The sequence below is a fragment of the Clostridium sp. DJ247 genome, assembly GCF_014231265.1.
This window is the reverse complement of the sequence record NZ_JABAIW010000040.1, coordinates 1-16,344: the sequence shown is the minus strand read 5'-3', so window position 1 is coordinate 16,344 and position 16,344 is coordinate 1. Positions and strand designations below refer to the sequence as shown.

At 33.1% G+C, this 16,344-nt stretch carries 18 protein-coding genes; 4 read left to right on the top strand and 14 right to left on the bottom strand.

The genetic code is table 11. The features are described 5' to 3' along the window. Positions 1–80: 80 nt before the first annotated feature. From HGI79_RS15410 to HGI79_RS23320, 7 genes are all read right to left on the bottom strand, one after another. On the bottom strand, positions 81–650 hold the full coding sequence (locus HGI79_RS15410) for a flavodoxin family protein (protein WP_185651592.1): 570 nt from the start codon (positions 648–650) through the stop codon (positions 81–83). Next, positions 647–793 carry a hypothetical protein gene (locus HGI79_RS15405; protein ID WP_185651591.1) on the bottom strand — a complete coding sequence of 49 codons (147 nt, stop codon included), beginning with the start codon at positions 791–793 and terminating at the stop codon, positions 647–649. Before HGI79_RS15405 ends, HGI79_RS15410 begins: the two co-directional genes overlap by 4 nt. Next, positions 759–1,598: a 4Fe-4S binding protein gene (locus HGI79_RS15400; RefSeq protein ID WP_185651590.1), complete on the bottom strand. Its 840-nt coding sequence runs from the start codon at positions 1,596–1,598 to the stop codon at positions 759–761. The genes HGI79_RS15405 and HGI79_RS15400 overlap by 35 nt, the downstream gene beginning before the upstream one ends. A gap of 245 nt (positions 1,599–1,843) precedes the next feature. Next, positions 1,844–2,272, bottom strand: a complete 429-nt coding sequence (locus HGI79_RS15395) for a pyridoxamine 5'-phosphate oxidase family protein (RefSeq protein ID WP_185651589.1) — start codon at positions 2,270–2,272, stop codon at positions 1,844–1,846. 101 nt (positions 2,273–2,373) lie between these two features. Continuing rightward, positions 2,374–3,258 carry a helix-turn-helix domain-containing protein gene (locus HGI79_RS15390; RefSeq protein ID WP_185651588.1) on the bottom strand — a complete coding sequence of 295 codons (885 nt, stop codon included), beginning with the start codon at positions 3,256–3,258 and terminating at the stop codon, positions 2,374–2,376. A 19-nt stretch (positions 3,259–3,277) separates the two neighbouring features. Beyond that, positions 3,278–3,673, bottom strand: coding sequence for a leucine-rich repeat domain-containing protein (locus HGI79_RS15385; RefSeq protein WP_185651587.1), 396 nt, complete (start codon positions 3,671–3,673; stop codon positions 3,278–3,280). Positions 3,674–3,738: 65 nt separating this feature from the next. Further along, entirely contained in the window at positions 3,739–3,870 is a 132-nt protein-coding gene (locus HGI79_RS23320; protein ID WP_278046720.1) for a hypothetical protein, read from the bottom strand. A gap of 292 nt (positions 3,871–4,162) precedes the next feature. Here HGI79_RS23320 and HGI79_RS15380 point away from each other — a divergent pair, with 292 nt between their 5' ends. Next, positions 4,163–4,486 carry a hypothetical protein gene (locus HGI79_RS15380; RefSeq protein WP_185651586.1) on the top strand — a complete coding sequence of 108 codons (324 nt, stop codon included), beginning with the start codon at positions 4,163–4,165 and terminating at the stop codon, positions 4,484–4,486. A gap of 786 nt (positions 4,487–5,272) precedes the next feature. On the opposite strand, the gene HGI79_RS15375 is transcribed toward HGI79_RS15380, so the two are convergent. Continuing rightward, the gene (locus tag HGI79_RS15375) at positions 5,273–5,704 is read right to left on the bottom strand and encodes a GNAT family N-acetyltransferase (RefSeq protein ID WP_185651585.1); all 432 of its coding nucleotides are present in this window, start codon (positions 5,702–5,704) and stop codon (positions 5,273–5,275) included. A 226-nt stretch (positions 5,705–5,930) separates the two neighbouring features. Between HGI79_RS15375 and HGI79_RS15370 the strand changes: the two genes are divergently transcribed. Then, a complete protein-coding gene (locus HGI79_RS15370) occupies positions 5,931–6,695 on the top strand; it encodes a MerR family transcriptional regulator (protein ID WP_185651584.1) in 765 nt (254 codons plus the stop codon). A gap of 112 nt (positions 6,696–6,807) precedes the next feature. Here HGI79_RS15370 and HGI79_RS15365 read toward each other — a convergent pair whose 3' ends face one another. Then, positions 6,808–8,283, bottom strand: coding sequence for a YdiU family protein (locus HGI79_RS15365; protein ID WP_185651583.1), 1,476 nt, complete (start codon positions 8,281–8,283; stop codon positions 6,808–6,810). A gap of 532 nt (positions 8,284–8,815) precedes the next feature. On the opposite strand from HGI79_RS15365, the gene rsgA reads away from it, so the two are divergent. Further along, positions 8,816–9,898 carry a ribosome small subunit-dependent GTPase A gene (gene rsgA / locus HGI79_RS15360; protein WP_185651582.1) on the top strand — a complete coding sequence of 361 codons (1,083 nt, stop codon included), beginning with the start codon at positions 8,816–8,818 and terminating at the stop codon, positions 9,896–9,898. A gap of 739 nt (positions 9,899–10,637) precedes the next feature. Here the strand turns inward: rsgA and HGI79_RS15355 are convergent. The 4 genes from HGI79_RS15355 to HGI79_RS15340 form a co-directional block, all read right to left on the bottom strand. Next, complete coding sequence (locus tag HGI79_RS15355; protein WP_185651581.1) at positions 10,638–11,246, bottom strand: sugar O-acetyltransferase; 609 nt, start codon at positions 11,244–11,246, stop codon at positions 10,638–10,640. 102 nt (positions 11,247–11,348) lie between these two features. Continuing rightward, positions 11,349–13,022, bottom strand: a complete 1,674-nt coding sequence (locus HGI79_RS15350) for an alpha-glucosidase (protein WP_185651580.1) — start codon at positions 13,020–13,022, stop codon at positions 11,349–11,351. A gap of 83 nt (positions 13,023–13,105) precedes the next feature. Beyond that, the gene (locus HGI79_RS15345) at positions 13,106–14,029 is read right to left on the bottom strand and encodes an AraC family transcriptional regulator (RefSeq protein WP_241428228.1); all 924 of its coding nucleotides are present in this window, start codon (positions 14,027–14,029) and stop codon (positions 13,106–13,108) included. Positions 14,030–14,275: 246 nt separating this feature from the next. Then, complete coding sequence (locus HGI79_RS15340; RefSeq protein ID WP_185651579.1) at positions 14,276–14,683, bottom strand: acyl-CoA thioester hydrolase/BAAT C-terminal domain-containing protein; 408 nt, start codon at positions 14,681–14,683, stop codon at positions 14,276–14,278. Between the two features lie 297 nt (positions 14,684–14,980). Here HGI79_RS15340 and HGI79_RS15335 point away from each other — a divergent pair, with 297 nt between their 5' ends. Next, entirely contained in the window at positions 14,981–15,325 is a 345-nt protein-coding gene (locus HGI79_RS15335) for a zinc ribbon domain-containing protein YjdM (RefSeq protein ID WP_185651578.1), read from the top strand. Between the two features lie 234 nt (positions 15,326–15,559). On the opposite strand, the gene HGI79_RS15330 is transcribed toward HGI79_RS15335, so the two are convergent. Then, a partial coding sequence (locus HGI79_RS15330) for a CPBP family intramembrane glutamic endopeptidase (RefSeq protein WP_185651577.1) occupies positions 15,560–16,344 on the bottom strand: 785 nt, incomplete at its 5' end.

The following is a 16,344-nucleotide window of genomic DNA, read 5'->3' as shown; positions in this document are numbered from 1 at the left end:
TTTCTAATATTATTTGTTTCGTCATAATTTACCATTGTTCATTAACTTAATTTAAGATTTAGTGTACTATTTAAGAAATATTAACTATTAATTTTCTTTATTAGCCATGCCATATTTTGTCCTAAATTTTTCATGTTTCGCATACCTTCCTCATCCCTTAAGACATCACCAACTTCTTTTCCATAAACCATATTCCAATAAGTAGAACCTACCAGTAAAACTTCTTTGTTTAATAAAAAATGATTTAAAGTATCTACAGCAGTCATTCCACCACCGCGGCGAACTGCCACAACAGAGGCACCTACTTTATATTTAAGCAGTTCAGGATTGGTTGCAACAACAACTCCTGAACGTTCAACAAAAGCTTTCATCTTAGATGATATATCAGCTGAGTAAACTGGCGAGCCGAGGATAACTCCATCTGCCTCAACCATTTTATGAAAACATTCATTGAAAGCATCATCTTTCATAATGCATTCTCTATTTCCTTTACAAGCAAAGCAACCCGTACAGCTTTTAATTTCTTTATCAAATAGTTGTATCAATTCTATCTCTATATCTTGCTTTTCCAATTCTTTAAACACTGTTTGGATTAATATTGCTGTATTCCCATTTTTACGGGCACTTCCATTTATTCCAATCACCTTCATAAAATATCTTCCTTTCTATAAATAAATATCTTTGTTTGATACAACTTCTCCAATTTTCTTCCTACTCTTGTTACATAGCCTTTTGCTGCTTTAACTGGATCAGCTACATCAGTTATTGTATTGCTTTGGAATTCTATATTCACAAGGTACATTTATCTGACACTTTCCACAACCGTATCTAGGCTTGTGTTTTTCAGCTGTTTTGTCCAAAAATTCAGAACACATAATGTGATTTTTCCCATCTTCTATAGATATGGCATTGGCTGGACAATTTCTTGCACATGCACCACACATTGAGCAATATTCATAGATATTTTCGTATTTTCTTTTGTCAGGACATAAATCTAATTCTGTAACAATGCTACCAAATCTTCCAGCTATTCCTTTTGGAGTTATTAGCCCTTTAGAAAGCCCAAAGGTTCCAAGTCCACACACAAAAGCTACATGTCTTTCAGACCAGGTACTTGTAAATGATGCTTCAGGATGAGCAGAATCTTTATTAAATTTAGCTTTGGACCAGAACCGTTCATCTAAAGACGGAACAATACTATTATATCCTTCATTTACTAATTGTGACTTTAAATATATACAGAGCTTATTTAGAAAAGCTTGGCCTTCAATACGTCCATGTAGCCATTCTTCTGAAGGCCATGACATGTCCTTTTTATTTCCATTCCTAACTGATTGGCTAAAGGGTAAAAAAAAGGAGATAACAGTTTTGGATTGCGGCAACCATTCTTTCGGAAGCAAGAAGTGTTTGCCTATTGCTAATGGTTCTTTCAATAATGTAAAATACTCATCATCTGCTGAACCAAATGCAAAAATTGGCTCCTCAAAAATCTTCATTCCTACAACATTTTCAGAAATGGCGCTTTCTCTTGTTATGTAGTTATCTTCTGAATTCTCAACAAAGTACGATGCCATTTTTATTAAGTCTTGCTTGTTCATTCTACCACTCCTTATATAGTCAGTTTTACTACTGCTAAATTATGATTATCAAACCAACTTTTCTTTACATTTTACCATATAAAATGTAAAATTTGTATAATCATCTACATATCGAAATCATATACAACAAAAAGAGTACAGTAAATTTTATACTGTACTTTTTGTTAACATTCCTCGTAACACTTATCATTTATATGCATTTAAATGAAAAAAACTATAAAAGTTTTCCCTAGATTTTGTAATCTCTAAAGTTGAATTAATTCCTTAGGTTCAAAGTTCTTTTCTATAGTCCATGTGGTAGCTATACCATTTTTCAACCTAAATACCACAAAAGTTTCATAGAAATCTTTTAACTCTCCACTTTCTTTCCATGGTTTTAAAAATTTACGGGTTGGATGTTCCGAAATCTCATCTTTAAGATTATTATCATCTACTATCTCTAATTCACCACTTACACGTACTTGAGTACCATTCCCATTAAAACATAGCTCAACCTTTGGATTTTTTACTACTTGACCATACACATCCTTCATTATCCCTGTATGGAATACAATTCCATTGTCATCAGCTTTATAGAGTAACATTCCTCTAACTCTTGGCTGATCCTCCTCTACTGTGGCCAAAAAGAAGACAGGATTTTTTCTCATTAATTCGAAAATTTCTTCTCTTATCATCACCATTCCCCCTAATCTTATCTTTTATATACTTAAAATATACAAAAAACAGAAGTAAATATCTTTCAAAATATTCTCAAGATATTTCATAATTCTGCCCCTTATTTTGAATATAAATTTTGATAATCTGTTGGAGTACTTCCAAGTTGTTTTACAAAACAAGAAGAAAAATGAGATGTGCTATTAAATCCACATTGTAGAGCTATTTCTGTAATGGTTTTTGTTCTGCCTCTCAGCAACTTCTTGGCTTTATCAATTCGCAGCTTAATTAAAAACTCAATTGGAGTTAACTGAGTTTCCTGCTTAAATGTACGAATAAAATGAGATTCGGACATATTTACAAGCTTTGCCAAACTCCCCACTGTCAATTTTTCACCAAAGTTCTGATGCATATACTCTATTGCTTTCTCTACCTCAAATTTTTCCATAAACAAATCTGATGAAGCACCTATTTCAAGAACACCCCTTATCAATTGATGAGTAATAATGGTTGAAAGACTCTCAAGTATACTCTCATAACCTGGCTGTTTATTCTCATATTCACTCATGAATTTCTTTATATAAATCATAATATCTTGGGTAACTAAAAACTGCTTCCAAAAGTAGCTGTCAGGACTTTTATTACTATATATATTGTAATGATCTTCATAGAATTCACTAGATATAAAAATAGCAATATAACGGGTAAACGTATCTGTTTCCTTTTCTTCATGATTAATATCTGGTGATATTGCTGTGACTAAATAATGATTAGGTAATACATCTATTGTTAACGGTACTATACTTTGCTCCTCAGAAAAGAACAATACAAAAGAATAAGCTGGATGGGTGTGTTGTGGTGTAATAGCATATTCGCAAAATCCAACACTTGGTATGAACATTCCTAAATGCTTGGCTATGTAATAATCTACATAATTTAGATTTTTTTCTGTTATATTTCCCACAAGTCTTTGAATATCTTTTAAGGATTTTTTATCTATTCTCATATAATTACTCCCCGAACATTTATATTACTGCATCAATTTTTATAGATTCTATACTCTTTAATTTAGTAATTTCAAACCCTATATCATCAAACTCGTTAATAAATAATGATATATACTTTAAGTCCGTTAAATTGGTAATACTCTCTGGTAGATGATTAATTTTATTATTGTGAATGCCAAAGTACCACAAGTTAGCTAGTGCTCCTATATTATTAGGAAGTCTTCGTATTTCATTAAATGGCACAAATAGCACCCATAGATTATTTAAATTACAGATTTCTTCAGGTAAATCCACTATTTTATTGTTACTCAATTCCAATACTGATAAATTTTTGAGCTTACCTATCTCTTTAGGTATAACTGATATAGAGGTGTTATCTATAATCAACTCTTTCAGCTTATGTAAATTGAACATACTTGAAGGAATACTTCTGATTTTACTTCCAGATATCCTTAATATCTCTAAGTTAGGTAAACTACCTAATCTGCCGATATCTTTATCTTAGCCTTTATCAAATCTTCGACGATACTATTTTTAACACTATAAGTAACCTTTAAAACATCCCTATCCCTAGTCATTCCCACATAAAGAAGCTTCTTGGACTCCTTCATACTATCTAGCAATATGTTATATTGCCTACTAGAATTATTAACTTCTAAATTTTCATTGTTAAACCAGCTTTTCTCTACATTTTACCATATAAAGCGGAAAATTTGTATAATTATCTATATATTGAAATCATATACAACAAAAAGTATAGAACAATTATAAATCTGTAAACACTACTTAAATATACATTGAATTTGCTGAATACAACTACTGTAATACTAGTGCTTCTGTAGAATAAAACCTAAAGAATAAGGGAAAATATCTTTAGCTATTCTATAACCTGGAGGAAAAAATATGTTAACTAATGATGCAAAAAAAGAACTAAATAGATATGTAGATGATTTTATAGAAAATGCCCTATTAAACAATTATGCAGTAATTGAAGATTCCATAGTAAATGACATAAGAAAGAAAGTAACCTCAAACCTAAAAGAAATTAGTGACGATGAAATATCAGATTATGTGTATGACCTAATCAAAAGTGATCCTAGAATCCATTTTTATGGAGTTGGAGAGGTTTATAACTATAATGGTCAATTTGAAGCTATAACAGATAATCCTATTATAACTAGTAAGGTTTTTGATAATCCCTTTGATGCAAAGTATGAGCACAAATAAAAATATTTAATATAAAAAATTTCCAATTACTTTTATGTATGATATTAATAAAACTGCACATATTAATATCGTAAGGAACATAACAGTTGAGTCAAGACTTATATATGCTCCTAAAAAGGGGTGTATATAGGCCGGCCAAAGACAATATATGGGTCATATACTTGGCTCATATATTGTCAGAGGGAAGATTTTATAGGGTGAGGAAAAGCTTTATTATAGTCGATATTATATTGATTATAATAAGGTTCCAACTGATTCTATAAGGTCGAACAAAGATTATATAAAGTATTGATTTTCGGTTTTATTCAGCCGAGAGGTTGCATAAAGCTGGGTAGATATTTTATATAGTCGAAGGGCCCATTATTATAGGTTGTGACCTGCTTTGTTATAGTCGAAAGATTATAGCATGGTAATAAGCTATCTATAGTAGTGCAAGGTAGATTGTTATATTCTTTACAGATCTACTGAAGTTTATTAGGCTTTGGTAGTGGGAAAGGTAATGCCCTCATAATAGTGAATGGCATTACCTTTCTTTAACAACAGAAGGTCTATTTTCTAAATAATTTTAAACTACTTCCATACCATGCTTTTTTTCTTTTTTATCATTTATTTGTCTATCTTGCCTTCTTACATGATTTTTTCCAGTATAATTTACCTCCAGACTTATCCCGACTTACTCCATGTAAATTTATCTGAACGTAACTATCGTAAAACTTAGATACATACACCTGATAAGAAGAAAGCGAATTAACTCAATCACACATTATGCTCATTTGGCAAATAAACCTACAACTTTTTCTTATAACCCTTGTTTGCCGTTGGCTTGAAACCTACCGACTCATAAAAACTACAAGCATCTAATCTGTCAGTTTCAGTAACTAAAATAATTTGTGTACAATTTCTTTCATTTGCAATTCTCTCAACTTCTAAAAATAGTGCTTTACCAATTCCCTTTTTCCTGCAATTTTTATCTACTATCATATTTTCAATTACTAAAAAAGGTCTACAGTCCCCATAGAGTTCTTCACACACAATGCCCATGACTGAGCCTATTAACCGACTTTCTTCTACTGCACTAAGCAAAATATGAGTATCACTATGTTGCATTTTTCTAAATTGTTTTTGCATTTTTTCAATGCATGAATTTTCATTCCAAAATTGCATATATAGCATTGCTAATTCTGGAATATCTTCAATTATCATTTTTCGTATTATCATAATTAAATACCTTCCTGTATATAAATAATCTTCTTCATTTAGATTCTCCAATAACTCTTACTTTCCTTCCCTTCTTATTCTTTAAATGCTGTTAACTGTAAATGAAAATTATAATAATATATTTCCTTTTGTGTGCTAAAAAGATGATATCATTTATAAAGTTATAAAAAATATTGACTTTAACGTTGCGTAAAGGTGTAAAGTAATCTTGTAAGGAGGTGAAGGGATGGAATATACAGTGCAAAAGTTAAGTAGTCTAGCGGGTATTAGCACCAGAACACTTAGGTACTATGATGAAATAGGAATTCTTAAGCCGGCAAGAATTAATTCCTCAGGGTATCGGATTTACGGTCAAGTAGAAGTTGATAGACTGCAGCAAATACTGTTTTACAGAGAATTAGGTGTAAGTTTAGATCTTATAAAGGATATATTAGCTTCACCTTCCTTTGATAGAGTAACTGCGCTTAAAGAACATCGTGAAAAACTCCTTGAAAAAAGAAAACAATTAGATTTGTTAATAGCTAATGTAGATAAAACTATAGCCTTAACAGAAGGGAGAGCTAAAATGAGTGATGAAGAAAAATTTGAAGGTTTTAAACAAAAAATCATAAATGATAACGAGAAGAAGTATGGTAAAGAGATTCGAGAAAAATATGGCACGGACTCCGTTGAAAAATCAAATTCAAAACTAATGAATATGACACCAGAAGAATATAATTCTATGATAAATCTTGAAAATCAGGTAAAACTAACACTAGCTGAAGCTTTTAAAACTGGTGATCCAGCTAGTGCTTTAGCTCAAAAGGCAGCTGAACTGCACAAGCAATGGATAACATGTTGTTGGGGGCAATATAATAAGGAAGCCCATGCTGGTTTAGCTCAAATGTATGTTGATGATGAAAGATTTACAGCCTATTATGATGAAAAACAATCGGGTACTGCAGCCTTTTTAAGAGACGCAATTCTTATTTACACAGGTATGAAAAAATAATACAGGGAATAGAAAAAGGGCTATTAATTATGCCCTTTTTCATACTAACAGTTATTTTTAATTTTCACTTGACATCAGTTATCCGGTCTAATATTTTCCTAATGCTTCTATATCAAGTACCGCAAAAGGTTCGGTAAGGACACTCTGATTTCGCAGGCAGTGTTGAGTATTCAGCCTGTTCAGGAGAGTGTGCATAGGGGCGTGAAAGAACATTAAGAAATCTCTCCATCACGCTGTAGTCTCCATGTTTTACCGCAGCTTCTAATGCCTCTTCTACCCGATGATTTCGAGGGATTAGTGCTGGATTGCTGCTTTGCATCAACTGATGTGAGGAGTCTTTTGTTTCCTGCTGTCTGTCTAATCTAGCCTGCCACAACTCACGCCACTGAGCAAATTCCGTAGTATCAAACATCCCCATATCCGACCATTTATCAAAAGTTAACGCACGGAAAGTATTGGTATAGTCCGCACCCTGCTTCTGCATCATGCTGAGGAGACCTTCAACAAGGGATTCATCCTGCGACTCTTCGTTAAAGATTCCCAGTTTTGCTCTCATTCCCGCCATCCAGTTACTGTGATACAACTCACCAAAATCTGAAACCGCATCCTGGGCCAATTTGACAGCCTGATCCTCATTGTCATGCAGCAACGGCAATAGGGTTTCAGCAAATCTGGACAGATTCCACACCGCAATATAGGGCTGATTGCCATAGGCATAGCGACCATGAATGTCAATGGAACTGAATACCGTTGCCGGGTCATAGGTATCCATGAAGGCGCAAGGACCATAATCAATGGTTTCTCCACTAATGGTCATATTGTCGGTGTTCATGACTCCGTGAATAAAGCCAACCAGCTGCCATTTAGCAATCAACACGGCCTGACGCTTGATTACTTCCTTCAGCAGGAAAAGATAGCGGTTCTCACCAGAGTAAACCTCTGGAAAATGTCTTTCCAATGTATAATCAGCCATAGCTCGAAGCTCCTCAACAGTGCCCCATTTTGAAGCATATTGAAAGGTTCCCACACGCAGATGACTGGCAGCCACACGGGTAAGAATTGCACCAGGCTGTTCAGTTTCGCGAATTATTGACTCACCAGTTGTAACTACCGCTAAGCTGCGGGTAGTCGGAATACCAAGTCCATGCATTGCTTCGCTGATGATGTATTCACGCAGCATCGGTCCAAGTGCCGCTCGGCCATCGCCTCCACGGGAGTATTGCGTTCTACCTGAACCCTTGAGTTGAATATCAAATCGTTCACCTTGGGGCGTAATCTGTTCACCGAGCAACAGAGCCCGACCGTCACCTAACATGGTAAAATGCCCGAATTGATGCCCTGCATAAGCTTGAGCAAGAGGGAAAGCACCTTCTGGAGTCTGATTGCCAGCAAGCACCGCTACGCCATCATTGCTTTGCAGCACCTGAACGTTCAACCCTAAAGATGTTGCCAACGGATCATTGAGAATAATCAACTTCGGCGAGGGTACAGGGGTTGGATTGAGGCTGGTAAAAAATGATTCCGGCAGACGAGCATAACTATTGTCTAAGTTCCATCCTGTTTTTATCATTTCTTTTATTTCTGGCATGGTATCTCCTCTCCTTCTTCTATCTTTTTGTATCCTAGTTTTTTCCTTTAAATAAAACAAAAGTTATAGGTATTCTATGATATTTTTAGTTATATACTTTCTATTTCAACACAACCCTTTTTAGTGTCTGCTTCTGCTAATTTATTATACCCTTTTCACACAAAGATGCGCCCTTTAAATATTCTTTAGGTATGTACTGATAACTCTTTACCCTGCAGGCATGTCTATTCTAATGCAAAAAACTTAATGAAAAGACTTTATGTTTTTGTAATTTTATGGTATAACATATAATATATTAGCTAAAAACTCAGATTACATTTCTAAAAGCAAAGAAATCACGAGTTATTGCAAGAATAATTAAATCTGTAATTGATGGTACTACAGTTTACTAAGTATTATCTAACAGGAAAGGAGAAATGAATAATGCTGTACAGTATAAATGCCACCATTGTATTTAAAGAGGAGGGAGAAGTAATATTTTAAACTTTTAGCCCTCCAAGAGATATGAGAAAATAAAATTTTGGAGGACACTATGAATTATACAAACTTAAAAAACTATGGATTAATTCCTCGCTTTGAGCAGGAAGCTACTTTATATGACGGAATGTTTTTAGCAAGAGTTTCCGAACAACATCGCGATTTATATAAAGTGATTGGTGAAAGTGGAGAAATGCACGCTGTGGTTTCGGGTAAGCTGGCCTACACTGCCAGTGATAGAACTGATTTTCCTGTGGTGGGCGATTGGGTCATGGTAGACAGAACAGATGACAGTGCAGGAAACGCAGTTATTCATCACGTGTTACGTCGTAAAAGCATGTTTGAAAGAAAGGCCGCTGGAACATCCAATACTATACAGATTGTAGCGGCAAATATAGATATAGTTTTTATCTGTATGTCTCTAAATTCTGATTTCAATTTGCGCCGACTAGAACGATATTTATCAATTGCATGGGATAGCATGGCCACTCCAGTAATCATCCTCACAAAATCTGATTTATGTAATGATTTAGACCTTCGCCTTGCCGAGATTTCCACAGTAAGCGTGGGCACTGACGTAGTTATCTGTTCCAGTATGGAGGAAACCGGATATAAAGATGTTCTTTCCTATATTACCGAAGGTAAAACAATTGCATTTATCGGCTCGTCTGGTGTTGGTAAATCCACGTTGATTAATCGCCTGATGGGGCGAGATATTCTTGCCACAAAGAAAATCCGTCAGGACGATAAGGGACGTCATACTACAACACATCGCCAGCTTCTGCTTCTGCCTGGCGGCGGAATCGTCATAGATACACCTGGCATGCGTGAATTGCAGCTTGATTCCGGTAATTTGTCAAAATCCTTTGAAGATATTGAGGATCTATCAGCAAAATGCAAATACAGAGATTGCTCCCACTCCATAGAGCCGGGCTGTGCAGTACGAAGTGCCATTGAAGCTGGCGAGCTGTCAAAAGATCGCTTTGAAAATTATAAGAAACTTCAAAAAGAAATTAGCTATGAAGGGCTGAACTCTCGCCAGTTGGAAAAGGAAAAAATCAAAAGAATGTTCGGTAATATGGGAGAAATGAAACAAGCTATGAAGTATGTAAAAAATAAGAATAAAAATAAAAGATAGACCTAATTCTCTTATATGTCTATTTCAACTTACTATTAATTTTTAAGGCCATAAGAAAATCACTTATGGCCTTTTTTTCTTCTAAAGGTCTTGCTATTTAATGTATCTTCTCCTAGTTTTGATATTGCTATTTTGTAATGACCTTTACATAATTTATCCCCTTCTGAGGCCCCTGCCCAAACAAAGTCCCAGTTATCCTGCGCATTAAGGCTTGTTGTTCTTACCTGTTTATCATCACTATATATAAATACTGAATAATTTTCTTCATTGTTATCTTTTATATTAAATGTGTAAACACTTTAAATCAGTTAAACTGTTTTTTCCATAATATAATCATCAATGTAAAGTCCGGAGTCTATATCCGCTTTTTGTTCCCGTGCAATCACAAATCCTAGTTTTTTATATACAGCGATTGCTGAATCATTATTTTAATGAAAAATTTGTATAGTCATCTACATATTTAAATTATATGCAACCATTATTCTCAAATTACTTTTATGTGTGATATTAATAAAATTACACGTATTAATATGGTAAGGAACATAACATGAGAAAGGTAATACCCTCATAATAGTGAATGGCATTACCTTTCTTTTATTAAACTACATTTAGCTTTTAATAGTTTACATATTTCTTACATAAAATTTTGCTATTAAAAATGATGCTTGGAAAAGATAGCTCACAAATTAGCAAAATATTCTTCATAAACCCAGCTGTTGGGTAGAATACTTAATTGCTACTAATAATCTTCAACATCAAATTCTCTATCCTTAAAATAGTATTTTCTATCATCATCTGTTATTTTTCGTATCACCCTGCATGGATTTCCCACTGCAACAACATTATCCGGTATATCTTTTGTTACAACGCTTCCAGAACCTATTACAACATTGTTTCCTATCTTAATATCGGGATTTATTATAACACTTCCACCTATCCATACATTATCGCCAATTGTTACTCCAAGACCATACTCATAACCTGAATTTCTTGATTGAGGATGAATTGGATGCCCTGCTGTATAAATTGATACATTAGGAGCAAACTGAACATTTTCGCCAATTATTACCTTACCCACATCTAATATTGTACAATTATAATTTGCGAAAAAGTTATTTCCAACTTCAATGTTTTTACCATAATCACAGTGAAATGGTTGCTCTACAAAAATGTTATCACCTGTTTTTCCAAATATATCTTTAATCATTGCAACCATTTTCTCCCCTTCATCTGGACGGAGTAAATTATAATCATATATTTTCAGCTTATTTTCTACTCTTTCTTCACTAAGTCCATCTAACCAAGCTTTGTATGGCAATCCTGCCAGCATTCTTTCTTTTTGGTTCATTCTTAGTTTCCCCTTTTCTGAAAATATTCTTCTTTTCCTTATTCCCCAACATATACTACTGCCATTTATAATTTTCTTAATCTTGCATAGTATTGTATGAACTTATTCCCCAACGTATACAACTGCTACCTGGCATGGTTTCAACACAAGTTTTCTTCCTATAGGTGAATGAACATCCATATTAGCTAATAACACCTGATTTTTGTCATGCTCCATTTCCAGCGTCATTTCTTTCTCTCCAAAATTGGTTGCTACCAATATTTTTCGGTTACTTAACTGCCTATAATACGCATATATTTTTTCATGATCTAAATATGCAGGAATAAAATCTCCATAAGTGAAAATTTCTCCATATTGTTCTGATTTTCTTAAAGCAATAAGTTTCTGGTAATATCTCAATACAGAGCCTTCATCCTCTATTTGAGCTTCCACATTGATATAAGAATAATTTGGATTGACCTTAAGCCATGGCTTTCCTTCCGTAAATCCTGCATTGTCTTTCCAACTCCACTGCATTGGAGTTCTTGCATTATCCCTACTATGTGCATAACATACTTCCAATGCTTCCTCATTTGTAAGACCTGCCTCTATAGCTTTTTTGTACTGATCCTTTGTACTAATATCATCATACTCATCAATACTTTCCATTCTGCAGTTTTTCATACCAATTTCCTGTCCCTGATAAATAAAAGGGATTCCTCTCAACAGAATACTTGTTGTTGCAAGCATTTTTATCCCAGCTTCGTTCTGTGCATATTCTGGAAGATAAGTACAAGCACCTCTTGGTTCATCATGATTTTCAATAATATTAGCCAAGAATCCTATTCCTTGACATCGCAGCTGTGACTCAAACGTAACATTTCTCCATGCGTCAAAGTCTAATGGTTTAGCATCATACCAGCCATTCTTACCATTTGTCAGAATATTTGCAGAAAAATCAAACATTGTAGAAAAATGACCACCTTCACCAATAAATCCAGTTAACTCATCTTCCTTCATATCAAAGACTTCTGCTACTGTAAATGCTTCAAACTTGTCAAAAGTCTGATGCTTCATTTCCTGAAGCATTTCCCCTACACCATTTACTTCTTCCACCATTTTTGTTACTCTTACAAGTCCATCATCACTATCTGACGGATAACTTGGAAATTCTAAATCTTTTTTGATATTAATAATAGCATCAATACGAAAACCTGCTACACCTTTTTTAAGCCACCAGTTAATCATCTTAAATAGCTCTTCTTTCACTTTAGGATTATTCCAGTTCAAATCCGGCTGCTCCTTGGCAAACATGTGCAAATAATATTTGTCTGTACCCTTTACTGGTTCCCATACACTTCCTCCAAAGTAGGAACGGTAGTTACTTGGTGGATTTCCATTTCTACCTTTTACAAAATAGAAATAATCTGCATACTCACCATCAGGTTCAGCTAGTGCCTTCTGAAACCATTCATGTTGGTCAGAGCAATGATTAATAACTAAATCCATCACAATATACATATTTCTTTTTTTTGCTTCTTCCAGAAGTTCATCAAATTCATCCATAGTTCCAAACTCTGGTGCAATACTATAATAATCTGATATATCGTATCCCTGATCTATAAAAGGAGATTTGTATATAGGACAAATCCAAATAATATCAATCCCCAATTCCTTCAAATAATCCAATTTCTCAATGATTCCTCTAATATCCCCAATACCATCTCCATTTGTGTCCCTAAAACTTTTTGGGTAAATCTGATATGCTATTTTATTATGCCACCACTGCTTTTTCATAAAAAAGCCCCCTTTCCAATACCTATTTACATTATATATACACAGAAGGAAGATTTCTTCTTCAATTTTGACAAAACATTACTCTATTTTGACCTTTTTGTTTTACTTCTATATTCTGACGGAGTCATATGCTTTTGCTTATCAAAACGTTTAATAAAATAGCCCATGTTCTCATATCCACAAGACATAGCAATATCGATAATTTTCCTTTCTGTCTGTGATAAAAACTCGGAAGCCTTTTCAATGCGAATTTCATTTATATACTCAGTGGGTGTTTTTCCTGTCAACTTTTTAAAATACCGACAGAAGTATTGTGGGTTCATTCCCAACAGTTTCGCCATATCATTGGCAGATATTTTTTTGCTATAGTTATCATGGATGTAAGTAAGAACCTTCTTAACATTTGCTATCTTATGTGTATTCTCTTCCTTAATTACCTCCGAATAATGAAATTTTTTATTTTCATATAAAATGGCAATTAGCTGATAAATATATGATTTCACTCGAATACATGAACTTAATTCTTCGCATTTTGACTCTCTTATTATTTCCATATATATTTTTTCTGTTTCTGTAAAAATATCATCTTGTAAAAAAATAAATTGAGGAAACAGTATCTCTTTTTCAATCAACGGTCTGATAATCTGATATTGTATTCCATCAAAATACTCAAAGCTAAGCATCTTCAAATCAAAAACTATAGCACTTTCCCTGCACCCTTCTTCGCCGATAATAGAATGAATATCTCCAGAAGTAATAAACATAAATGCAGGAGCGTCAATTTTATATTTTTTCATATTAATATCTACCATAAATCTTCCTTTTTGAAAAAACACCAATTCTGTTTCATCATGCCAATGCACTCTAACAGAAAACTGTTTATTAGAATTCCATTCATAACATGCTAAAGGAAAATTGACATTTCCATGTGCAACTTTTTCTTTTAGTTCTTCTCTTCTCATCGTGTAAATCCTTTCAAGTTCACTTCTGTCTTTAAATAAATCCATTCAACCATTTATAACGTGGGGTGTTTGTCCATGCAGCATTTTATACATAAATTTATTTACACTTCTACTTATAAAAAATTGATAATTGAAAAAACATATAATAGAATCATACCTTTACCACTGTAAAATTTATTCCTTAAATGTTATTTTTTATTATACCATATAATATATAAACTCTAAAAAGCTACTAAATCACATTTAGCAGCTTTATAAAATTCCATATTTATTAACGTCTATGTCACTTGCTTATTCCTTTTTAAAAAATTCAATGGCTTTATCCCATGAATCCTTTTGTATATGTGCATTTCCTTCTAATGTACCACCAGTAGCAAAAACAAGTCTTGGTGCTAACCTCATACTGGCTGTTAAACTTACTGGTAAGATATATGGCAAAGGAAAGGGGTGCCCTGCATTTTCATAACCCAAAAGCTTGTAGTTATATTTGTAATTATATTTTGCCAAAGTATCTATTATTTTAACACAGCCATCGTAGGCGTTCCAAATGTTGTCTTTTTCACCTGCAATCAATAATATATGGGCTTTTGCATTTTCTACTTTAATTCGTGCAGCTTCCTTGTTCGCTGCAGTATCCACACAAGTTTTATACGTATAGGTATATACAAAGGGTTTATTTTTTATGAAGCAATCTAACATGTTTGTAAATAAAATGCGGTTCTTCAAGCGTATAAACGGCAGGGACTTTCCTTCATATGACCAATATGAAGGGATTAAAATAGATCATTTTAGTCATGTTGGAAATTTCGTGAATTATGGAAGAAGGTTTGTAAATATGAGAAGACTATGATAGTATATATAGGAATGTAAGGAACTCTATACATGTTTTTTGTAAATTTCAAGTTCGTAATTGCTTTGTTACGAAGTCGTGAATAAGGAAGTTAATATAATTCTTATATGCTAGCATTAAAAATATCTAATGGAGGAAATGAAATTATGTTTGATTTGCCAAATTGTCCAAAATGTAATTCAGAATATACTTATGAAGATAGAGGTCTTTTTGTTTGTCCAGAATGTGGTCATGAGTGGACTTTGAAATCAGAAGCCGAAAATAGCGACGAAGACAAGAATGTTATCAAAGATGCAAATGGAAATATTTTAAGCGATGGTGATTCTGTAACAGTAATTAAAGACCTTAAAGTAAAGGGAAGTTCATCGGTTATAAAAATAGGTACAAAAGTAAAAAACATACGCCTAGTTGATGGAGATCATAATATTGATTGTAAAATTGATGGTTTTGGAGCTATGAAATTAAAATCTGAATTTGTTAAAAAGGTATAAATCTTCGGTAGTAGGAAAAGTAATGCACTCATAATAATGAATTGCATTACTTTTCTTTAAGTTTCCAACTTCTCCTCTAGGACTTTCTACATCTCCCTCATACCTTAGAATTAAGTCAATATGCAGGTGCGTTACTGTCTGTCCAGCATAATTGGTGTTAGTATAATATTGTAGACACAGAAAGCCGAACACTTCTAAAGTCGTATTTCAAGAGATTACGACTTAAATATAAATCTATAGTTGTATATCAGTTATATTTTTCTTATACAACATATATAAAGTTACTAACGAACCTATAAATATTGCACACCATAAGCTAACCCATAAAATAGGATTTGGATTAAAATATATGCGTATAGCTGGGAATATTAGAATCCCCGTAAGATTATATATAAAATGACATATTATAGTACTATATATGGAGTCAGTCCAAATATATATTAATGCTAATACTATTCCTGCTATGAACGTATATATAGCCTGTACCCGATTTAAATGAAATAATCCAAAAATTACTGCTTGTGTTAAAATACTTATACTAAGATTAAAATGATTTCTTAGTTCATTAAGTATTAATCCTCGAAATAAAATTTCTTCAAAAACAGGAGTTATAAAAATTGCTAAAACTAAAGCCAATATAATGTTAGCATTGTTAGTAGTATTAATACTAATTACTGGTGTCAACTTTATAAATTTAGAGTCAATAACACTCAAAAAAGTATCAATAATTGCATTAGTTGATATTGCATTCAATATAATAAATAAGGATGTGCTTGTTCCTATCTTCTTAAATTTACATATATTTTTTAAATCAAATAATACAGAGTAAAAATATATAACTAAGAAAATTTCTAGTATCTTAGATATAGTACCTATAGCTTCTTTATCTAAGAAACCTATTAACAGGAAACCTAAAATATAATTTAATAGTTCCCCTATAGTTGTAGATTTGTACTCTAATATCTCTTGAATATTTAACTTTATTTCAAATTTATTTAACCACACAAATAAGAAAAGGA